At 48.9% G+C, this 21049-nt stretch carries 25 protein-coding genes and 1 pseudogene; 19 read left to right on the top strand and 7 right to left on the bottom strand.

The features are described 5' to 3' along the window. Positions 1–159: 159 nt before the first annotated feature. The 3 genes from PG722_RS11955 to PG722_RS11945 form a co-directional block, all read right to left on the bottom strand. Entirely contained in the window at positions 160–948 is a 789-nt protein-coding gene (locus tag PG722_RS11955; RefSeq protein ID WP_118564530.1) for an amino acid ABC transporter ATP-binding protein, read from the bottom strand. A gap of 12 nt (positions 949–960) precedes the next feature. Beyond that, a complete protein-coding gene (locus PG722_RS11950) occupies positions 961–1599 on the bottom strand; it encodes an amino acid ABC transporter permease (RefSeq protein ID WP_117492066.1) in 639 nt (212 codons plus the stop codon). 102 nt (positions 1600–1701) lie between these two features. Beyond that, complete coding sequence (locus tag PG722_RS11945; protein ID WP_270580675.1) at positions 1702–2568, bottom strand: transporter substrate-binding domain-containing protein; 867 nt, start codon at positions 2566–2568, stop codon at positions 1702–1704. A gap of 308 nt (positions 2569–2876) precedes the next feature. Between PG722_RS11945 and PG722_RS11940 the strand changes: the two genes are divergently transcribed. After that, positions 2877–4217 carry a butyryl-CoA:acetate CoA-transferase gene (locus PG722_RS11940; protein WP_110437404.1) on the top strand — a complete coding sequence of 447 codons (1341 nt, stop codon included), beginning with the start codon at positions 2877–2879 and terminating at the stop codon, positions 4215–4217. Between the two features lie 94 nt (positions 4218–4311). Here PG722_RS11940 and PG722_RS11935 read toward each other — a convergent pair whose 3' ends face one another. The 3 genes from PG722_RS11935 to PG722_RS11925 are packed head-to-tail and all read right to left on the bottom strand — an operon-like array spanning position 4312 to position 7085. Then, entirely contained in the window at positions 4312–5580 is a 1269-nt protein-coding gene (locus PG722_RS11935; RefSeq protein WP_270580674.1) for a sensor histidine kinase, read from the bottom strand. Further along, positions 5577–6314 (bottom strand): LytR/AlgR family response regulator transcription factor, encoded by a 738-nt coding sequence (locus tag PG722_RS11930; RefSeq protein ID WP_270580673.1) that lies wholly within the window; start codon positions 6312–6314, stop codon positions 5577–5579. The genes PG722_RS11935 and PG722_RS11930 overlap by 4 nt, the downstream gene beginning before the upstream one ends. A gap of 36 nt (positions 6315–6350) precedes the next feature. After that, positions 6351–7085, bottom strand: coding sequence for a tRNA lysidine(34) synthetase (locus PG722_RS11925; RefSeq protein WP_270576634.1), 735 nt, complete (start codon positions 7083–7085; stop codon positions 6351–6353). 262 nt (positions 7086–7347) lie between these two features. Here PG722_RS11925 and rplM point away from each other — a divergent pair, with 262 nt between their 5' ends. The 13 genes and pseudogenes from rplM (at position 7348) to PG722_RS11860 (ending at position 16461) form a co-directional block, all read left to right on the top strand. Then, positions 7348–7776, top strand: coding sequence for a 50S ribosomal protein L13 (rplM, locus tag PG722_RS11920; RefSeq protein ID WP_116704844.1), 429 nt, complete (start codon positions 7348–7350; stop codon positions 7774–7776). Between the two features lie 14 nt (positions 7777–7790). Beyond that, positions 7791–8198 (top strand): 30S ribosomal protein S9, encoded by a 408-nt coding sequence (gene rpsI, locus PG722_RS11915; protein WP_110437409.1) that lies wholly within the window; start codon positions 7791–7793, stop codon positions 8196–8198. Between the two features lie 474 nt (positions 8199–8672). Further along, entirely contained in the window at positions 8673–9494 is an 822-nt protein-coding gene (locus PG722_RS11910) for a ParA family protein (protein WP_270580690.1), read from the top strand. Continuing rightward, the gene (locus PG722_RS11905; protein ID WP_005335949.1) at positions 9451–10386 is read left to right on the top strand and encodes a ParB/RepB/Spo0J family partition protein; all 936 of its coding nucleotides are present in this window, start codon (positions 9451–9453) and stop codon (positions 10384–10386) included. The genes PG722_RS11910 and PG722_RS11905 overlap by 44 nt, the downstream gene beginning before the upstream one ends. A gap of 12 nt (positions 10387–10398) precedes the next feature. Further along, on the top strand, positions 10399–10674 hold the full coding sequence (locus PG722_RS11900; RefSeq protein WP_005335947.1) for a DUF5720 family protein: 276 nt from the start codon (positions 10399–10401) through the stop codon (positions 10672–10674). Between the two features lie 29 nt (positions 10675–10703). Next, entirely contained in the window at positions 10704–10889 is a 186-nt protein-coding gene (locus tag PG722_RS11895; protein ID WP_009322017.1) for a hypothetical protein, read from the top strand. Between the two features lie 67 nt (positions 10890–10956). Beyond that, positions 10957–11817 carry a DUF6017 domain-containing protein gene (locus PG722_RS11890; protein WP_007886611.1) on the top strand — a complete coding sequence of 287 codons (861 nt, stop codon included), beginning with the start codon at positions 10957–10959 and terminating at the stop codon, positions 11815–11817. 50 nt (positions 11818–11867) lie between these two features. Then, the gene (locus PG722_RS11885; RefSeq protein WP_270580689.1) at positions 11868–12179 is read left to right on the top strand and encodes a DUF5720 family protein; all 312 of its coding nucleotides are present in this window, start codon (positions 11868–11870) and stop codon (positions 12177–12179) included. Positions 12180–12277: 98 nt separating this feature from the next. After that, on the top strand, positions 12278–12778 hold the full coding sequence (locus tag PG722_RS11880; RefSeq protein WP_118371686.1) for a PcfB family protein: 501 nt from the start codon (positions 12278–12280) through the stop codon (positions 12776–12778). After that, a pseudogene (locus PG722_RS11875) lies at positions 12775–13794 on the top strand (type IV secretory system conjugative DNA transfer family protein); the annotation flags it as partial. The gene PG722_RS11880 and the pseudogene PG722_RS11875, both read left to right, overlap by 4 nt. Positions 13795–13884: 90 nt before the next feature. Beyond that, on the top strand, positions 13885–15765 hold the full coding sequence (locus PG722_RS11870) for a recombinase family protein (RefSeq protein WP_270580672.1): 1881 nt from the start codon (positions 13885–13887) through the stop codon (positions 15763–15765). A gap of 26 nt (positions 15766–15791) precedes the next feature. Beyond that, a complete protein-coding gene (locus PG722_RS11865) occupies positions 15792–16145 on the top strand; it encodes a TnpV protein (protein WP_270580671.1) in 354 nt (117 codons plus the stop codon). A gap of 16 nt (positions 16146–16161) precedes the next feature. After that, positions 16162–16461 carry a hypothetical protein gene (locus tag PG722_RS11860; RefSeq protein ID WP_118392455.1) on the top strand — a complete coding sequence of 100 codons (300 nt, stop codon included), beginning with the start codon at positions 16162–16164 and terminating at the stop codon, positions 16459–16461. 27 nt (positions 16462–16488) lie between these two features. Here PG722_RS11860 and PG722_RS11855 read toward each other — a convergent pair whose 3' ends face one another. Next, positions 16489–16857 (bottom strand): helix-turn-helix transcriptional regulator, encoded by a 369-nt coding sequence (locus PG722_RS11855; RefSeq protein WP_107602795.1) that lies wholly within the window; start codon positions 16855–16857, stop codon positions 16489–16491. A gap of 292 nt (positions 16858–17149) precedes the next feature. Here PG722_RS11855 and PG722_RS11850 point away from each other — a divergent pair, with 292 nt between their 5' ends. The 5 genes from PG722_RS11850 to PG722_RS11830 are packed head-to-tail and all read left to right on the top strand — an operon-like array spanning position 17150 to position 20549. Next, complete coding sequence (locus PG722_RS11850; RefSeq protein ID WP_270580670.1) at positions 17150–17641, top strand: RNA polymerase sigma factor; 492 nt, start codon at positions 17150–17152, stop codon at positions 17639–17641. Continuing rightward, positions 17638–18411: a hypothetical protein gene (locus PG722_RS11845; RefSeq protein WP_119297785.1), complete on the top strand. Its 774-nt coding sequence runs from the start codon at positions 17638–17640 to the stop codon at positions 18409–18411. The genes PG722_RS11850 and PG722_RS11845 overlap by 4 nt, the downstream gene beginning before the upstream one ends. Then, complete coding sequence (locus PG722_RS11840) at positions 18396–19271, top strand: ABC transporter ATP-binding protein (protein ID WP_270580669.1); 876 nt, start codon at positions 18396–18398, stop codon at positions 19269–19271. The genes PG722_RS11845 and PG722_RS11840 overlap by 16 nt, the downstream gene beginning before the upstream one ends. Further along, complete coding sequence (locus PG722_RS11835) at positions 19264–20370, top strand: hypothetical protein (RefSeq protein ID WP_016300381.1); 1107 nt, start codon at positions 19264–19266, stop codon at positions 20368–20370. Before PG722_RS11840 ends, PG722_RS11835 begins: the two co-directional genes overlap by 8 nt. A gap of 5 nt (positions 20371–20375) precedes the next feature. Next, positions 20376–20549: a cysteine-rich KTR domain-containing protein gene (locus PG722_RS11830; RefSeq protein WP_081026450.1), complete on the top strand. Its 174-nt coding sequence runs from the start codon at positions 20376–20378 to the stop codon at positions 20547–20549. Positions 20550–21049 lie beyond the last annotated feature (500 nt).

Below are 21049 nucleotides of genomic sequence, written 5' to 3'. Positions count from 1 at the left end.
AACAATAATTTCATCAAAAATTGACCAACTAAACCTGTACAAAAAGACAATAAAAAGTCCCGCAATCTTATTACGGGACTATTTTAACGTATTTATTGTGATTTGTAAATGGGGTAATGGTGAAAAGTACCGAAAAGTTTTTGCATAATTTTCCGTTCTTTAGCTGTTTTGTGAAAAACGGCTCAAAAATGCGCGGGTTCGCTCGTTATGCGCATTTTCAAATACCTCTGTCGGCGTGCCCTCCTCAACGATGGTGCCGCCGTCCATGAACACGACATGATCGGCCACATCGCGGGCAAACGCCATCTCGTGGGTGACGATGATCATGGTGGTGTGCTGGTCCGCCAGTGAGCGGATAACGCGCAGCACCTCGCCGGTCAGCTCGGGGTCGAGCGCCGAGGTCGGCTCATCGAAGCACAGGATATCCGGCTTGAGCGCGAGCGCACGTGCAATGGCAACGCGCTGCTGCTGACCGCCGGACAGCTGGTGCGGATAGTGGCTCATGCGGCCCTCGAGGCTCATCATCTCGAGCAGCTCGATGGCGCGGTGCTCGATCTGCTCGTGAATCTCGCGCTTGTTCTGCTTGTAGTCCGGGCGTTCCTTGGCCTGCAGCAGGGGAGCGAGCATGACGTTCTCCAGTGCAGTGTACTGCGGGAACAGGTTGAACGACTGGAACACCATGCCGAAGTGCAGACGGTTTTTGCGAATCTGCGCATCGCTCTTGGCGGCATGGTCGGCAGCGTCGAGCAGTGTCTCGCCGTTTACAATGATCTTACCCTCATTCGGGGTTTCGAGAAAATTCAGGCAGCGCAGCAGCGTGGTCTTGCCCGAACCGGACGAGCCGATGATGGCAAGCGCCTTGCCGCGCTCCAATGTAAAGCTGATGTCTTTGAGCACCTTGGTAGAGCCGAAGCTCTTATAAAGGTGCTGTACCTCCAGAATAGGCATAACGGCTCCTCCTTATTTAAAGTAATCCATTTTCTTTTCGATCCAGCCGAACAGCAGGGTCAGAATACCGTTGAACAGCAGGTAGAATACGGCAGTGTAGAACAGCGGCCAGATGATACCGGCGCTCTTGATGAACTTTTCGCCCATCCACAGCACCTCGTATACCGCGATGGTACGCGCCAGTGCGGTATCTTTAACAAGGTTGATAAACTCGTTGCCCATCGGCGGGATAACGCGCTTGATGACCTGCAGCAGCGTTACCTTGAAGAAAATCTGGCTTTTGGTCATGCCGAGCACCTGACCGGCTTCATACTGGCCGCTCGGAATGCCCTGAATGCCGCCGCGGAAGATCTCCGAGAAGTAGCAGGCGTAGTTGATGACAAACGCAACCAGCGCAGCGGTGAAGCGTGGCAGGGAAATATCCCACAGCAGGGCAGGACCGTAGAAAATGATGATGATCTGGAGCATAAGCGGCGTGCCGCGGACGATCCAGACGATGATTTTGATGAGTGCGCGCAGCGGTGTAATGCGGCTCATCGAGCCGAAGCTGATAAGCAGACCGAGCGGCAGAGCGAATACCAGCGTCAGGCAGAAAAGCTGTACGGTGGTAACAAAGCCGCCCATCAGGCTGAGTGTTACATTGGCAAACATGTTGTTTCCTCTTTACCTCTTTTTTACTTTATTTCCTGTGACACATAAGGCAGAAGACGGTAGTCCGCCTTCTGCCTTATATTGAACTGAGGGGATGGGAGATTAAGCCTCCGGATCTACGATTGCTTCCTGTACGCCGTATTTCTGAGCCAGAGCCAGAACCACGCCGTCCTTGTAGGCGCCCTTGTAGAAGTTGTTGAATGCTTCGGTCAGGTCAGAACCCTTGCGGAAGCCTACAACGTAGTTCTCGTCCTCCTCACCGTTGGCCTCGTTGAGGTTTACGGTGTAGGTCAGGTTCGGGTAGCTGGTGCCCTCGCCAATCATAGCGCCTGCCATCAGCAGGTCGATCACGCAGGCATCAGAGGTACCTGCGGCAACCTCCATCAGTGCGTCAGCCTGAGACTGAACTGCGGTTGCATTCAGACCGGCAGCCTGTGCAGCAGCCTCACCGGCAGAGCCGGACTCAACCGCGAAGGTCATATCCTTGATAGAGTCGATGTCCTTGGCAGCGTCCGCCTTGTCGGACGGAACAACAACAACCTGTGCGTTGGTCGCATACGGGTCGGAACAGTTCATGGAGGTCTTGACCTCATCGGTCAGGGTCATGCCGTTCCAAACGGCGTCAACGCCCTTGGAATCCAGCTCCATGATCTTGTTGTCCCAGTTGATCTCAATGAACTCAGCTTCTACGCCGAGGCTCTCGGCGAAAGCCTTTGCCATGTCCGCGTCAAAGCCGACCCACTCGTCCGAGCCGTCTTCCTTATAATCCATCGGTGCGAAATCCGTGATGCCGATGACCAGCTTGCCGTTGCTCTTTACATAATCGATATCGCTCTCAGCGGAAGCTGAGGTGTCAGCCGCATCGGCGCTCGAGTCGTCGGCCTTGGCAGCAGAGCCGCCGCAGCCGGACAGCATGGATACACTCATTGCGCCTGCCATCAGCAGTGCAAGAAGTTTCTTCGTCTTCATTTTTAGAAAACCTCCTGTAATTCAGTTCATATCTTGTTTACTATTATAACACTTTAGCGCAGAAAATCAACCCCTGATTTTCATGCGGATTTTCAGTATTTTTGAAGGATAAATGGGCGGTATTTTGTGCAAAATCTAAAATAACAGGATGAAATATAAGGAAAAGAGGGCGGGGAGCGGTTTGAATGGATTCTCACTCTTTTTTGCGAACCTGTGTTGACCTGTACCCCAAAAGAGATTATAATCATAAGTAAGCATGATTGTTAAAGAATAAACAATGAAGAACAAGTAAGACGGAGGGAATCAGCGTGGATTATACTGCACTGTATCAGCAGAAGCTGACAACGGCGGATGAAGCCGTTAAGGTTGTTAAATCGGGTGACTGGGTAGACTATGGCTGGTGTACGGGTACGCCTGTTGCACTGGACAAGGCACTTGCTGCCCGCATGGGCGAGCTGGAGGATGTAAACTTCCGCGGCGGCGTACTCATGCGCCGACCGGCGGTATTCGATATTCCGAATGCAGCCGACAAGATCACCTGGAACTCGTGGCACATGTCCGGCATTGAGCGCAAGGCCTGCATGGAGGGCTTCGGCTTTTACAGCGCACTGCGCTACTCCGAGATGCCGCGCTGGTACCGCGAGAACGTCCGTCATGTCAATGTAGCCATGATTCAGGTGGCGCCGATGGACGCACACGGCTGGTTCAGCTTCGGTCCGCAGGCTTCGCACCTCAAGGCGATCTGCGATGTATCCGATGTTATCATCGTTGAGGTCAACAAGTATATGCCGCGCTGCCTTGGCGGCTTTGAGGACGGCATTCACATTTCGCAGGTGGATATGATCGTTGAGAGCGACACCGAAATGCCGCAGATGGGCGCAGGCGGTGAGCCGACCGAGGTTGATAAGGCGGTTGCAAAGCTGATCGTGGAGGAAATCCCGAACGGCGCGTGCCTGCAGCTGGGCATCGGCGGCATGCCGAATACCGTAGGCTCGATGATCGCGGAGTCCGACCTGAAGGACCTCGGCGTTCATACCGAGATGTACGTTGACGCTTTCGTTGACATTTCCCGTGCAGGCAAGATCAACGGCTCGAAGAAGGCCATCGACCGCGGCCGTCAGGTGTTCGCGTTCGGCGCAGGCACCCAGAAGCTGTACGATTTTGTAAATGATAATCCGGAGTGCATGTCTGCACCGGTATCCTATACTAACGATGCGCGCACCATTGCACAGATCGACAACTTCATTTCCATCAACAATATCGTGGATGTGGATCTGTTCGGCCAGATGAACGCAGAAAGTGCCGGTATCAAGCAGATTTCCGGTGCAGGCGGCCAGCTGGACTTCGTTCTGGGCGCATATCTGTCCAAGGGCGGCAAGAGCTTCATCTGCTGCTCGTCCACCTTTAAGAAGAAGGACGGCACGCTCGAGAGCCGAATTCGTCCGACGCTTGAGAACGGCTCGGTCGTTACCGATGCCCGTCCGTGCGCGCACTGGTTCGTCACCGAGTACGGCAAGGTAAACCTCAAGGGTCTGACTGCATGGCAGCGTGCGGAGGCTCTGATCTCGGTTGCGCATCCGGATTTCCGCGAGCAGCTGATTCAGGAAGCGGAGAAGATGCGTATCTGGAAGCGCTCCAATAAACGCTAAAATGCTGTCGGCGGAACTACAGTTCCGCACGGTGTTTGCTACTGTTTATAAGAAAACGCTCTGTGAAAACAGAGCGTTTTTTCTTATGCAATTATTAAAGTGAAATTCGCAGGATAAACTGCTGATTCTTAACCGAAAAGCTGTACACGCCGCCGTATCGCTCGACAATGCTGCAAATGCTGTGCACGCCGATGCCGTGTCCGGCGCGGTTGGAGACCGGCACGCCGTGGCTGAACTGCACCGGCTGCGTGCAGTCGTTGACAATCTGCAGGAAGAACTTTCCGGATTTTTCGTAGGCCTGCACCTCAATATGTCCGGGAACACCGTCTGCGCGCGCGCTGCATGCGTGAATCGCATTCTCAAGCGCGTTGGAGAGCAGCACGCACAGGTCGCTCTCGGCAAGCGGCAGCTGATTGGGCAGCACGGCATGCACCGCAAGCGGGATGCTCTGCGCCTTGGCGCGGTCGGCAAACGATGAGAGAATCAGGTTTGCGGCCTCGTTTTCGCAGTAAACGGTCACGCGGCTGGCTTCGATTTCCTCGCTGATGGAGTGAATGTACTGCAGTGCCTGCTCATACTGCTTATTCTCGATGCAGGCGGTGATGTACTGCAGATGATGCCGCAGATCATGCCGGTAGGTGCGGGTTTTCTGCTGAGAGATACGCAGTGCTTCAATCTCACGGACGGCCTGATGCACCTGCAGGTCAAGATTGCTTTTCAGCTCCTCCAAATGCAGCCGTGCGTGCTGCTCTCTGGAAATGTGAATCAGGAACAGCAGGTACGCCGCACTGCACACGAACGGCATGAACTCCACGACTACGGCCGAACCGGAGAACAGCAGGTCGGTGTAAACGCGGGTGGCATAGTCAAACGCATAGTACACCGCGGGCACAATGCCGAACTGACACTGCACCGCCCGCGAATACTGCGACACCGACCGGATGGCAGGTGCGGTCTTGAGCAGCAGAATGAGCAGCGGCACGGTGACGATCATTTCCACAGCGTACTGCATGGTGTCTCCGCCGGAGAAGATGGCGACCGCGATCAGCGCCAGCCAGCGCCGCAGCTGACAGCACAGGTACGCCGTCAGCACAGAAATCACCGGCCACAGGCGTTCATGACTGAGCGAGCACAGCGCGAGCACAAGCGGCAGGTGGGTGTGCAGCGGATACAGATAGCGTCCGAAGCCCGGGTCCACACCGAGGTAGGCGATGCCGGACAGGCAGAAGATCATCAGCGTGTACAGCAGCATGCGCTTTTTCGCCTTGGGCGTCCAGTGGATATTGCAGAATGCCGCAGAGAGCGCGATGCCGAACAGCGTAACGGCAACGGAGTTGCAAAGGTCAACAGCGAGTGCGATCATGTCAGGAACACCTGCTCTTTCTGAAAGGCGTGTTCAAGGTACGCATCCTTGATGTCGTTGTAGCGTCCGCGCGGAATGGGCAGCTCGGCGCGGCTGGACATGATGAGCGTTTTCGGCGTGATCGTCTGGATATGCTCTAAATTTACAAGGTAGGAGCGGTGAATACGCAGGAAATTCCTGTGTTCGGCAAGGCTTTCGCACAGGCTGTCCATGCTGCCGGCGGCTTCGAGCACGGTGCCGTCCGTCTTGTGCAGCAGCAGGGAACGGCGGATGACCTCGCAGTATTCCAGCTTGTCCAGTTCAACGCGCGTGATGCCGGTTCTGCAGCGCAGAATCAGGCTGGCGCTGCTCTCACGCGAGCAGGCGGCAATGACCGAATCCATCAGCCGGAAGAAGCTTTCCGGCCAGATCGGCTTGAGCTGATAGAAATACGCGCCCACCGTATACGACTGCACGGCAAACTCTGCGGATGAGGTGAGAAAGATGATCTTCACGTTGGAGTCGTACTGACGGATCTCACGGGCGGCTTCGATGCCGTTTTCGCCGGGCATGAGCACATCGAGCAGCAGAATGTCAAAGCGTGCGCCCTTTTCGATGGACGCCAGCAGCTCGAACGGGCTTTGGAAGGCCGTCGGGGCGATATCGGCGTTGTGTTCCGCACGGTAGCTGCCGAGCAGCTCGTGCAGTTCATCGAGCACGCTGAGATCGTCGTCGCAGAAGCCAATCTGGATCATGGTTCTCATCTCCTTTCTTTTTATATAGGGAACAGATCATTTGTAATCGCGGCGGGTCTTGTCCGGTTCCCAGCCCTCGAGCGGGTAGCGCTGCATGGCGCCGAAAATGCGCTCGCGCACACCGGGCATGGTCTTTTCGAGATTTTTCAGCAAATCCTTGATCTCCTGCCGCTTGGTGTTGCCGTCCGCCGGACACGGATTGTGCACGATCGGCAGCTCATGCCGTTTGGCGAACGAGCGCACATAATGCTCCGGCACATACAGCAGCGGACGAATGAGCGTGATGTCGGCGCGGTCGAGGTAGGTTACCGGCGAAAAGCACGAAATGCGGCCTTCATAAAATAGGGAAAGCATGTAGGTCTCGACCACATCGTCAAAGTGATGGCCGAGCGCAACCTTGCTGCAGCCTGCCTTGCGGGCGGCATCGTGCAGGGCACCGCGGCGCAGCTTGGCACAGAGCGAGCAGGGGTTTTCCTCATGGCGGATATCAAACACGATAGGGCCGATCTGGGTGGGGACACGGATGTACTCGACGCCCAGCTTGTCGCACAGCGTCTGTACAGGGGAGAAGTCCATCTCATCATAGCCCATCTCCAATGTAATAGCCACGACTGTAAAATGGTGCGGATAAAAGCGACTCAGCTGGCTGAGCGCCACGAGCAGCGCGAGTGAGTCCTTGCCGCCGGAAACGCCGACCGCAATCCTGTCGCCCTCATCTATCATATGGTAATGGTCCACCGCACGGCGGACATAGGAAAGCATTTTCTGCATAACAGTCTCCTTTTTGATCGTACATATTAAAATTTATCAGAAAACGCCAAAAATCGCAAATGCAAAAAATGAAATGCAAAGTGAGTATTCGAGAGTATGAGAGAGATTAAAAGAGAAAACAAGAGAATGTGTTGGATTGAAGATATTTTTTCAAAATTTCGCTTGACTTGCGCAAAATGATGTGTTTTAATAAATATGCTCGTTTCGAGCGATCAATCAGTTGTCAAAGTATTTTTGATATATATAAACGGAGGAAAAAACCATGTCTACTTTTATGGCTAAGGCAGAAAATGTCGAGCGTAAGTGGTATGTACTGGACGCAGCTGGCAAGCCGCTGGGTCGTACTGCTGCAACCGCTGCAATGCTGCTTCGCGGCAAGCACAAGACCACGTTCACTCCCCATGTTGACTGCGGCGATTTCGTAATCATCGTCAACGCTGACAAGGCGGTTCTGACCGGTAAGAAGCTCACCCAGAAGTACTATCGTCATCACACCGGCTGGGTCGGCGGTCTGAAGGAAGTTCAGTACAAGACCCTGATGGCTGAGAAGCCGGAGTTCGCTATGCAGCTCGCAGTTAAGGGCATGCTGCCGAAAAATTCCATCGGCCGTCAGTCCGCTACCCGTCTGAAGGTATTTGCTGGCGAGAACCACAATCATCAGGCTCAGAAGCCCGAGAACTGGGAAAAGTAAGGGAGGATTAACTGATGTATACACCTAAGAAGGCATATTTCTATGGCACCGGCAGAAGAAAGTCCTCTGTTGCCCGCGTTCGTCTTTTCCCGGGCGGCACCGGTGAGATCAAGATCAACAACCGCACCATCGACAACTACTTCGGTCTTGAGACCCTGAAGATGGTTTGCCGTCAGCCGTTCGAAGTAACCGGCACCGAGGGCAAGTTCGACGTAGAATGCACCGTAACCGGCGGCGGCTTCACCGGCCAGGCTGGCGCAATCCGTCACGGCATCGCTCGTGCTCTGCTGCAGGCTGATTCCGACCAGTACCGCGCAGCTCTGAAGGCTGCCGGCTTCCTGACCCGCGATCCGCGTATGAAGGAACGTAAGAAGTACGGTCTCAAAGCAGCTCGTCGCGCTCCGCAGTTCAGCAAGCGATAATCGACTGCTCAGACTATATCAAAATGGTTCAAAAAGCCCGGAAAATCAAGGTTTTCCGGGCTTTTGCTATATCTAAACGGGCTGATATGGTTTGACCAAATTTGGCAAAACGAGAGCCGTTTTCACCCAATTTTTAGTGGTTAAATATAGGACAACCGGCAAAAATGGGGTCAAAAAACGGCCTTAGTGGTTAAAAAATAGGACAACCAGAGAGCAATTTCGGGGGTATTTTTGAGGGCGATTTGGCACTCTCAGACACCGGATTTTTCGCTGGAGGGTTTGGCATAATCTGACCAAATCTGAACAATTAAATACGATTCTAATGCAGGCACTCAGTAACAAATAACTGGGTGCTTTTTTCATTTCAGGGAAAAAGATTCCTGCATTAGAAAGGGCCGTCACTTTATGATTTTGAAGTGGCGGCTTTTTCTATTTCCAGAAGCAATAGCAACAATTAGAAATGAGGTGAAGTCAATGAACACGCAAATCATTGCCATTGCCAACCAGAAAGGCGGCGTTGGCAAGACAACGACCTGTGCCAACTTGGGAATCGGGCTGGCGCAGGCCGGAAAGAAAGTCCTGCTGATCGACGGGGACCCGCAAGGAAGCCTGACAATCAGCCTGGGCCATCCCCAGCCGGACAAGCTGCCCTTTACGTTGTCAGACGCTATGGGGCATATCCTGATGGATGAGCCGCTTCGTCCCGGCGAGGGTATCCTGCACCACCCAGAGGGTGTAGACCTGATGCCTGCGGACATCCAGTTATCCGGTATGGAGGTATCCCTGGTAAACGCCATGAGTCGCGAGACTATCTTGCGGCAATATCTGGACACGCTGAAGGGGCAATACTCCCATATCCTCATCGACTGCCAGCCCTCCCTGGGTATGCTCACAGTCAATGCGCTGGCCGCTGCGAACAGGATCATCATTCCCGTTCAGGCGGAGTATCTGCCCGCCAAAGGGCTGGAACAGCTGCTCTCCACGGTAAACAAGGTAAAGCGGCAGATCAACCCCAAGCTCCAGATAGACGGTATCCTGCTGACGATGGTGGATAGCCGAACCAACTTTGCCAAAGAGATTTCCGCGCTCCTGCGGGAGACCTATGGCAGCAAGATCAAAGTATTTGGCACAGAGATCCCCCATTCTGTCCGGGCAAAGGAAATCAGTGCAGAGGGAAAAAGTATTTTCGCCCATGACCCTGGCGGCAAGGTGGCAGAGGGGTATCGAAATCTGACGAAGGAGGTGTTGAAACTTGAAAAGCAGCGCGAAAAAAATAGAGCTGGCCTCGGTAGATGATCTGTTCTCCACCGAAGAAGGCCGTCAGGATGCAAAGCTGGAAAAGATTCAGGAGATTCCGCTGTCTGAACTGCATCCCTTTAAGAACCACCCATTCAAAGTCAAGGATGACGAAGCCATGATGGAGACCGCTGACAGTATCAAGCAGTATGGCGTTCTGGTTCCGGCGATTGCTCGACCGGACCCGGAGGGCGGTTATGAGCTGGTAGCCGGACACAGGCGGCACAGAGCCAGTGAGCTGGCAGACAAGGAGACCATGCCGGTCATTGTTCGGGATTTGGATGATGATGCCGCCACAATCATTATGGTTGACAGCAATCTGCAACGGGAAAGTCTGCTCCCAAGTGAAAGGGCTTTTGCTTACAAGATGAAGCTGGAGGCTATGAAAAGGCAGGCTGGCAGACCGAGTAAAGAAAATTGTTCCCAAGTTGGGAACGATTTTGGGAAGAAGTCCAGCGAGGTTTTGGCAGAGCAAGTAGGTCAGAGTAAAAACCAGATTTTTCGTTATATCCGTCTGACTGAACTGATTCCTGAATTGATGGATATGGTCGATGAGAAGAAAATCGCCCTGAACCCTGCCTATGAGCTGTCCTTTCTCAAAAAGGAGGAACAGGTAGACCTGTTGGACGCGATGGACAGCGAACAGGCTACCCCTTCTCTTTCTCAAGCCCAGCGGCTCAAAAAATACAGTCAGGAGGGGCATCTGACTCTCGATATGATGCGTGTCATCATGGGTGAGGAAAAGAAAAGCGATCTGGACCGAGTGACATTTACCTCTGACACCTTGCGGAAGTATTTTCCTAAAAGCTATACGCCCCAGCGGATGCAGGAAACCATCATCAAGCTGCTGGAGGCATGGCAGAAAAAGCGTCAGAGAGACCAGGAACGATGAAAGGAGCCGCCTATGATGGATATTTCAGCCCGTGAGCTGAAAGGACACAACATTCTCGCCGTAGAGAGGTTTTGGGATAACACCCGCTGGATGATTGAGTTTTCCGTCCTGCGTCCCAGCACAGCTTACGGCAGCCCCGGAGAGGAAATGCGGCTGTTTTTGACCGAGGACGGGTATCAGGCTGCCCTGCAAAGCCAGCAGCGTCGGGAGATTAAGATCAAGCGTTACGCTCGTGTGATTGAGGGACATATCCTCGATTTCAAACCGGGAAAACGCCGCCGCTCATAAACCCATACAACGAAAGGAAAGGAATGACTATGTGTACGGTAAAGGAAATTCAAGAAGCAATCCGGGAAGATTGCAAATCTCAGCATGACATGGAATCAACGGATATTGACCGAGTGATGCAAACACTTCCTTTCGCCCAGGAGGAGCCATTTACAGAGGCGCGTCCTCGAAAGCCGCTGTTTTGGTTCTATGCAAGAAAATTTGAAAAGTGTTGAACACCGCAATTCTTTGGAATGAGGATTGCGGTTTTTTTGTACCCAAAATTCGGAAGGAGTGAGGTCGATGGCCGTTTTTCGCATTGAACGGACCCGTGATTATACCGTGATGAGCAATCATCATTTACGAAATGCAAACCTGTCGTTAAAAGCCAAGGGACTGCTTTCCATGATGTTATCTTTGCCAGAGGACTGGAATTACACCACCCGTGGTCTTGCAAAGATCTGTAAGGAGGGCGTGGATGCCATAGGCGCTGCGTTGCGGGAATTGGAGGCTGCCGGTTACATTGTGCGGCACAAGCTGCGTGACCGGCAGGGACGCATCAGCGATACAGAGTATGTCATATACGAGCAGCCACAGCTTAGAAAACCGGATACGGATTCACCAGATACGGAAAACCCGTATATGGATAAACCGGATACGGAAAAGCCCGCAGAATTAAATATAGAGAAATCAAATACTCAAAAACAAAATATTTATGGATCAAGTACCGATTCCATTCCCTTCCGGGATTGCGCGGCAGATTGTCTGCCGGAACGGAAAGGAAGGGATGCGATGTCACTCACAGAGATAGAGAGTTATCGGGAATTGATTCAGGAGAATATCGGGTATGAATACCTGTGTCAGCAGTATGAAACTTATCGGGAGGATTTGGATGAGATTGTGGAGCTAATCGTGGAAACGGTCTGTGCAAAGCGAAAGACCACCCGTATTGCAGGAAGCGATTTTCCGCATGAAATCGTTCGTTCCAGGTTCTTGAAGCTGGATAACTCGCACATTGAGTTTGTCATGGACTGTTTACAGAAGAACACCACGGAAATTCGCAACATGAAGCAGTATCTTCTGACCGTTCTGTTCAATGCACCGACCACGATAAGCAATCATTACACCTCACAAGTAAATCACGATCTGTATGGCGGCTGGTAAATGGTCGCTTTTTTATTGCCCGGAACTGCCGGGAGAAAGGAGCAAGCATGATGTCTGAGGGAAAGACCATAGGACAGCTGATGGAAGAAATGCGGGCAAAGGCAGGAGCGCAGAATTATCACGGTCATGGATATATGGACCTCCAGCGTTTTGCGGAGGACACCCGGCACATGATTATTTTTGATGTGCTGACGAACGATTCCCCTGTTGGCTGGAAAGGCGAACGAACCCGCCTGTTCCTGTCGGATACCGGTTATAAAAAAGCACTGGATAGTCAGGAAAAGGGGCAGATTAAGATTTTGAGCCACGCAAAGGTACGTCAGGGCAATCTGCACTATGACCGTTCTGACCAGTTACGCTAAGGAGGGCGGTATGAAGCGTTATCTTCTGCGGCGGTTGGTGGTTCCGCCTTAGCAAAAAAAGAGATTCCCTGCAAACTTCGTGGAAAGGAGGCGAGAAAATGCAGGAAGAAGTGGAAAACAGAACTTTGACGCTGGTTGTCAGTGGAACAAAGTTTACCGGCAGAATGTTTAAGGCTGCCATAAGCAAGTACATGGCACATCGCAAGGAAAAGAAGCTGGAAAAACAGAGAAGCCGTGATGCGCCGGTTGTTCCGCATGGAAAACAGACTGTGAAGCAGCTTGTCGGGCAGAATCAGGGAATATCCAATATTGAGATTACAGACCCCTCTATCAAGGAGTTTGAGAAAATCGCCCGGAAATATGGTGTGGATTATGCGGTGAAAAAGGATCGCAGCAGTTCTCCGCCAAAGTACCTGATTTTCTTCAAGGGTCGCGATGCGGATGCGCTGACAGCAGCCTTTACAGAGTACACCAATAAAAAGGTCAAAAAGACAACGAAAACAGAGCGCCCGTCCGTACTGGCAAAACTTAACCAGTTCAAAGAGATGGTTAAAAATGCTGTGGTGGACCGCACCAAGCGAAAGGAGCTGGAACGATGAAAAAGCAGTTTGACATCAAAAAGCTCGTTTTGCTGAATATGCCGTATATCCTGCTGGGGCTGTTTGCTACCAATTTTGGAGAGGCATGGCGAATGGCACAAGGGGCGGATGCTTCAGAAAAGTTTCTTTCGCTGGTTGCGGTTCTGCCTGGGGCGTTGCAAAGTTTCTGGCCAAGCCTGCATCCATTGGACTTGTTGGTAGGGCTGTGCTGCGGTGCTGGTCTGAGGCTGGCGGTGTATCTTAAAAGCAAGAACGCCAAGAAATATCGACATGGTTTGGAATATGGTTCGGCCCGCTGGGGAACCCGTGAGGATATTGCACCTTATGTTGATCCTGTATTTCAGAACAACGTGATTCTGACGAAAACGGAGAGCCTGACCATGAACAGCCGCCCCAAGGACCCCAAGACTGCCAGAAACAAAAATGTACTGGTGATTGGCGGCTCCGGTTCCGGTAAGACCCGATTCTGGCTGAAACCCAACCTGATGCAGATGCACAGCTCCTATGTTGTGACGGACCCGAAGGGAACAATTCTGGTGGAGTGCGGAAAAATGCTCCAAAGGGGTGCGCCCAAGCTGGGGAAGGACGGAAAGCCCATGAAGGACAAGCACGGAAAGGTAATCTATGAGCCATACCGGATTAAGGTGTTGAATACCATCAACTTCAAAAAAAGTATGCACTACAATCCTTTCTCGTACATTCACAGCGAAAAGGACATCTTGAAGCTGGTTACGACGCTGATTGCCAATACCAAAGGCGAAGGCAAGGCTGGCGACGATTTCTGGGTCAAAGCGGAGACGCTGTTGTACTGCGCGCTCATTGGCTATATCCACTATGAGGCTCCGGTGGAGGAGCAGAACTTCTCCACTCTCATTGAGTTCATCAATGCGATGGAAGTCAGGGAGGATGACGAGGAGTTCAAAAACCCCGTAGACCTGATGTTTGATGCACTGGAAGCCGAGAAGCCAAATCACTTTGCGGTGCGCCAGTATAAGAAATATAAGCTGGCCGCCGGTGATATATGCTCTAAGTGACTTCTTAATCATGATTTTGTCATGGTTAGTGAAGCAATCACTTAGAGCATTTTTGTTTCAGGAGGTACAGCTATGAGAAACGAAAAAATCACCCCACTGTACGAGCGCCTGAGCCGGGACGATGAGTTACAGGGCGAGAGCAACTCTATATCCAACCAAAAGCAGATGTTAGAGGATTTTGCCCGCCGGAATGGGCTGCCAAACCCTACGCACTTTACCGATGATGGTATCTCAGGCACCCGTTTTGACCGCCCCGGATTTTTGGCGATGATGGAGGAAGTGGAGGCAGGGCGTGTAGAGGCGATCGTCATCAAGGACATGAGCCGGTTGGGGCGCGACTATCTAAAGGTCGGTCAAGTTATGGAAGTTTTGCGGCAGCGAGGCGTTCGTCTGATTGCCATCAACGACGGTGTGGACAGTCTGAAAGGCGATGACGATTTTACCCCGTTCCGCAACATTATGAATGAATTTTACGCCCGTGATACCAGCCGGAAAATCCGCTCTGTGTTTAAGTCAAAAGGCATGAGCGGCAAGCATCTGACCGGCACTGTGATTTACGGCTACCTATGGGACGAAAAACGGGAGCATTGGCTGGTAGATGAGGAAGCTGCCGAAGTGGTACGCCGTATCTTCTCCCTCACGCTGGAGGGATATGGGCCTTACCAGATCGCTTGCAAGTTGTCCGCAGACCGGATTGAAATTCCTGTCGTACACCTTGCCCGATTCAACGAAGGTGTGAACCGTTCAAAGCCGGTCAAAGACCCCTATGGATGGGGATCATCTACCATCGTGAACATTTTGAAAAAACGAGAGTATTTAGGGCATACCATCAATTTCAAGACCCGCAAGCACTTTAAGGACAAGAAAAGCCACTATGTTTCTGAGGACGAATGGACGATCTTTGAGAATACCCATGAAGCCATTATCGACCAGCAGACCTTTGATTTGGCGCAGAAAATCCGCAGCAATGTACGGCGTTATCCAAACGGCTGGGGCGAAGCGGCTCCCCTCACAGGCTTGCTCTATTGTGCCGATTGCGGCGGCAAGATGTATGTCCACCGCACCAACAATGGCAAGCGGATTTCTCAATATACCTGTTCCAATTATACCAAAGTTCCGTGTGGGACACTATGCCCCACTCAACACCGTATCAATGAGAGTGCCGTTCTGACATTGGTTTCCGACACGCTCCGGGCTATCGCTGAATATTCCAGAAATGACCGGACGGAATTTATTCACACCGTTCAGGAAACGCAGGTTGCCCAACAGAGTGCCGATATAGCGAAAAAGCGCAGGCGTCTGGCTGCTGCCCAAAAGAGAGTCGGAGAACTGGAAAAACTGATTTGCAAAATCTATGAGGACAACGCCCTCGGCAAGCTGCCGGATGCACGATATAGGGCACTTGATGCACAGTATGCCAAAGAGCAGGACGCACTTGAGATTGAAATTGCAGAGCTGGAAAAGGCTGTTACCGGCTACGAGCAAAGCCAGAAATCAGCGGAGAAATTTATAGCCTTGATTGATAAGTACGAGAATTTTGACACTATGACAAACACCATGCTCAACGAGTTTGTAGAGAAAATCCTTGTCCACGAACGCGCCCGAAAAGGCAGTCAGGACACCACGCAGGAAATTGAAATCTACTTCAATTTTTTAGGACGCTATATCCCACCATCCTTACAGCCGGTTCCTTTAACCCCGGAGGAACAGGAAGAATTGCGAAAAAAAGAAGAACGCAAGGACAGGCTCCATCAGAACTATTTGAAACGAAAAGCCAGCGGCGCACAGAAACGGTATGAGGACAAAATCAAGGCGAAGAAAAAAGCGGAAATGGACGCTAAGAAAGCCCTGATTCGGGCTGAGGATATGAAAAAAGGTGTTTTTTCTACTGTCGGGCAGCTACCAAAAAAAGAACCGCGCAAAGGCGGCATAGCAGCCAGCGCAGCAGTCTAATCATCACGGAGCAAAGGAGAATGAATATGAGTAAGTTGACTTACATTCGTTGTGGAGATTATGATATACTCAACCTAAAACTTTCTGAACGGCCGGAAACTTCTATCGGCAAGTACGGCAGGATGAGAAAGTCCTACCTGAAGGAACACCGTCCTATTCTCTACAACCAACTGCTGATGAGCGAGAAGCTGTATCCGCACCTGTTAGAGATTGACCGGACAGCGCAGGAGCGCGTGGACACCATGTTGCCTCAGATGATGGAGACTGCGGGTGTCACGGAAGAACTGAAAGCCTGTGACCCTATGCGCTGGGTGGGGCTGATGAACACATTAACGGCACAGATTGAGGAAATTTTAATCAGGGAACTGATTTGCAGATGAATGGGAGGTGCGGGAAATGCTGACCTTTGAAAAGATTTTGAAAGTGTTTCAGGCATATCTGGATGATGATCCACTGTATGAGGTGGTTCAGACCAGCCACGGTTATACATTGATGGCATGGGAACCCCACCGGAATGACTGGTACAGCGCTGAAATACAGAAAACCCCGGAGGATTTACGGAACGCTTTGTTGGGTACATACGCTAACTTTCTGGAAGATAAGATTACCGGAAATGACCGTGACCTGACTGCGACAGAAACCGCAGAAATCCAGCAGAGGTGCCGGGAACTTTGGGGAAAGTGCCGGGAAACTTGATATAGAAACGCCAGAAGGAGGCCGCGATTATGCGTCCTCCTTCTGCTTCGCAGTCTGTTCCATTTTGAGCGCCCCGTCTATGGCACCTTCAATAATCGGCAGGTATTGTTCAGGACAGAGCTTCAGCTTGTGGCTGACCCGCTGCCGCTGATCGCTTTCTTCCCGCATGATCTCCGGGTTAAAATATCGCTCTACGGGAAGTCCGCAGACCTTAATCAACTGGATCATCACGGGCAGGCTCGGAATCGCACCTTGATTCTCAATGTTGGCAAGATACCGCCATTCAATCCCAACCATTTCTGCCAATGTTTTTCGTGCCAGACGCTTTGCTTCTCGTGCGGCTTTGACATCTGCACCGAAGGTTTCAAAACCGGGACAATCTTCAACCTTTGCCATATAGCATCACCCTGTTACATTGTATAATTCATACTTTGCCCGTGGAATGTTACTATATGCAGGTTGATTGAAGTTTATAATTCATATATTACATCTTATATTTTTCAAGAACAGGAATTACAATAGAAGGGAAATGAAAAAAGTAAAAGAAAAATTTCTAAAGTTAAATCCTTTTGGGTTACTCAGTTGTATATTAAGTGTAAGGCGTTTTACACATGGAAGGCGGTGACACGGTATCGAAGATTTCATACTAATTAAAAAAATCCAGTCGGGTGACACAGATGCATTTGAGATGATTGTCCGAAAATATTATCAGTCAATTTATCTATTTTGTTGTCGGCGATTGAACGGCGATCCAGATACTGCCGCAGATATTACACAAGATGTTTTCTTGAAACTGTTGAAGAATATTCAATCAGTACGAAAGATAGGGAAATTTCAAAACTATCTGCTAACGATTGCTGTTAATACCTGTAACAATTATGCTAAGAAAGCAAAACCCCTGTATATGGATTTAGAAACTCTTGAAGATATAGAAGATACAGATAATGCCTTTGAAAAAGTTGAGCTTAACGAACTTAAAGCGGAAGTTCAATATGCAATCAACACATTACCGGACTATCAAAAAGAGGTCATCATTTTACGATTTTATTATGATTTGAAAATCCGAGAGATTGCAACCATTACAAAAGCTAGTGTTTCTACTGTAAAATCTAGGCTCCAACAGGGGATTAAAAAACTGGAACGATATTTGGCTGATTTTAGAGGAGGCGATAATGTATGACCCAAAAACAAAATGATGTATTAGAATGGTTGCAGAGTTGTGAAACGCCTGCTCCATCTGAACCTAAAATTAAAGCAGTAATCGTAGCTGGAAAAAGTTACATGAATAGTTCTGAATTCAATAAAAATTCAATGCGAGATATTATATTGAACCAACTTCAATTTCTGCCGCTTTCTTTCTGGATTGTTCAAATAATACTCACTATATGTGCAGTATTATTAGCATGTATCCTGGGCCAATGGAGGGTTCCATTTTATTATCCATTGACAATCCTTGCAGTTATGGTTCCATTCCTTGCGTTATTAGGTGCAATAGAAATATCTAAAAGCAACATCTATGGTATGTGGGAAATTGAACAGTCTAGTAGAACAACGCTGGTAAAAATTGTAGCAGGTCGTATGCTGATTATTGGAGTAATCAACCTTTTCCTAATAACAGTCATTTTAATTTCAATGGCATATATTTACCAGAAATCAATGATTGAAATGGTGTTGTATGGTTTGATTCCATTTAATATTTCTTGCACTTGTTATCTTTTTATATGTGCGAAAAGCAGGACAAACGATAGCTTGTATCATTTAATCGCTTGTATGATTTTTCTTTCTGGAACATTTTCTCTTGTACTCCATCAGCGATTTATATTTGAAGCGTCTATGTTCTGGGGATGGATTGGATTTTATGTGTTATCTATTATCCTATTAGGGAAAACACTTCAACTGTACTTGAAAAAAGAAAAAATGATTGGAGAATTGATATGGAACTTACAATAAATGATCTTTCAAAAGAATATGGAAGAAAAAAAGCTGTAAATCATTTCAGCGCAAAATTAACAAATGGTGTTTATGGTCTACTCGGGGCAAATGGTGCGGGCAAGACAACTTTGATGCGAATTATTTGCGATGTCCAAACTGAAACGAAAGGAACCATTTTTTTTAACGGGAAAAACATTCATGATTTGGGCGAGAAATATCGTAATATCTTAGGCTACCTGCCACAAAATTTTGGCTATTATCCTAACTTTACAGCGTATAAATTTTTGATGTATATCTCTGCAATAAAGGGGCTGCCGCCTAAAAAAGCCCATAATCGCACAATGGAGCTGTTGCAGGTTGTTGATCTGCTCACACAGAAAAACGAAAAAATCAAAACTTTTTCCGGCGGTATGAAACAACGCTTGGGAATTGCTCAAGCATTACTAAACGATCCCCGTATTTTGATTTTGGATGAACCTACAGCTGGACTTGACCCGAAAGAGCGGGTGCGGTTTAGGAATCTGATTAGTTCTTTGGCAGAAAATAGAATTGTAATTTTGTCCACTCACATTGTTTCTGATGTTGAATATATCGCAAATGAGATTCTGATTATGAAAAATGGCGAGTTAATTCAACATGGTTCTCCAGAAGAAATTATGAAGCCGATTGAAAAATGTGTTTGGGAATGTGATGTATCTCGAAAAGAGGCCGAAGAATTAGAATTGAACTATGTAACAGCAAATCTGAAACATAATAATGGTGCAGAACGGCTGAGGATTATTTCTCAAGAAGCACCATGCAGAACCGCTTGGAATGTTGATCCAACATTGGAAGATTTGTATTTATACTATTTTGCGGAGGTATCCGAGCATGAATGAAATGATAAAAGCAGAACGAAATAAAATATGTTCGAGAAAGCAAACACGAATGTTGTTTTTAGCTGGTGTGGTTCTTATCGTTGCCTATTTTTTCTTTTTTCAATTTAATTATCAAAATGTTTTCTATGATTATGACCTTGAAAAAATGGCATTAGCAAGCGGTTTTACAGCCATTGAACAACGGAAGGAAGTAGCAGAAATATTTGAAGGAAAACTCTCTCAAAATACATTACTTACTATGCAAGAAAAAATCGACCAAGCAAAACAAGCAACTGTTGGACAAGATGAAAATTCTGCTTTTTCTGCTGTTCATGTTTATCGTGACCAAGCGGCGATTCTGGAATATTTGACAAATTCTGATGGTAGTTTTAAGTCACTCGAAACAGCATATCCAAATAGTCCAACTGTGACTTTAGGATATTGTGATGGCTGGGATAAGCTATTATCTGGAATGGGGAGCATCTTGTCCATAATGATATGTTTAATTGTTGTAATCACTCTATCTCCTGTTTTCTCAGAAGAGTATGCACTTCATACAGATAGCATTATTTATTCGGCTCGGTATGGCCGAACCAAACTCACAACTTCAAAAATTATAGCGGCCTTGGAAGTTGTAATTGGCACATACCTCTTGTATTTACTGCTAAATTTAGTTCTGTATGGCTGTACCTATGGGTTACAGGGGTGGAATGTAAGCATTCAATCTTCATTACATTATGCTTCTTCAATATATAATTTGACCTTTTTGCAAATGTTCTTTATCTCTGTAATATTGAATATTTTTGGGATTGTAGCCTTGACAACTATTACATTGTTTTTAAGTGCTCAAATGAGTTCTCCTGTTACAGCGCTTATTACTTCTTGCGTCATCTGCTTCTTGCCAGTTGTGTTTGATTTTAATGATAGCCTTCCTGTTTTACAAAAAATGCAGGAAATTTGCCCGATTTTTATGCTTCATACAAACGGTATATTTTCTGATATGAAAACATATTTCGGTATGAGCCAGCCGGTCTTTATGATCATCCTTAATGTTGGATTGATATTCGTGTTTTATAGACTAACAAAAAATATATCAAAGAAACATCAAGTTACGGGGTAATTTTGATGAAAGAGACAAGTTGGGTTAGTTGTCCTATATGCCATAATAAAACCCGAATAAAAATACGAATTGACACGGAATTAAGGAATTTCCCCTTGTTCTGTCCAAAATGTAAACAGGAAACGCTCATTCATGTAAAGCAACTGAATATATCCGTTATTAGAGAGCCAGACGCATAGACGCAGAGCCGATAACACGCAGGCTAACATGACTGCTGTTATCGGCTTTTCATATTCTTTTAAACCTGCCCCGCCTAATGGGGAAAGAAAAAAACCGTAGCTGGGCAGGTTGATTTTGTGCGCTTACTCTAGATACCCTGGCGGCGGTTTTGAGAAATCAGAGCCGCCGTTTCTTTTCGTCTACCCTAAACCATCGACGCCCCAACACCGTGTAAATCCACGGCGGCATATAGGAGGATGCCGCCGTGTCTATGTTTGCGTCTTTTCACAGTACCCATGATCTGCACCAGCTAAAAAAAGCCTGCTCCCGGCAGCGGAGCAATGTGGTCAGCAGTATGCACTATACCATGTAACTAAACAGCAAAATATTCTCTATTACGCTCGTATGGCTTTATGCCGTCCGGGCGCTTTTTTGTCCCTATGGAGCCGGAACATCGGGTCAGCATGGCCCGAACTTTATCCCCGGTGCCGTTCTCCGCCGCCCCATTCAGATTTACCCA

Origin of the sequence: Butyricicoccus sp. OF27-2pH9A, assembly GCF_027693185.1 — a bacterium.
Lineage (GTDB): Bacteria > Bacillota > Clostridia > Oscillospirales > Butyricicoccaceae > Agathobaculum > Agathobaculum butyriciproducens.
The sequence above is the reverse complement of the archived record's forward strand: the minus strand, read 5'-3'. Positions and strand labels throughout refer to the sequence as shown.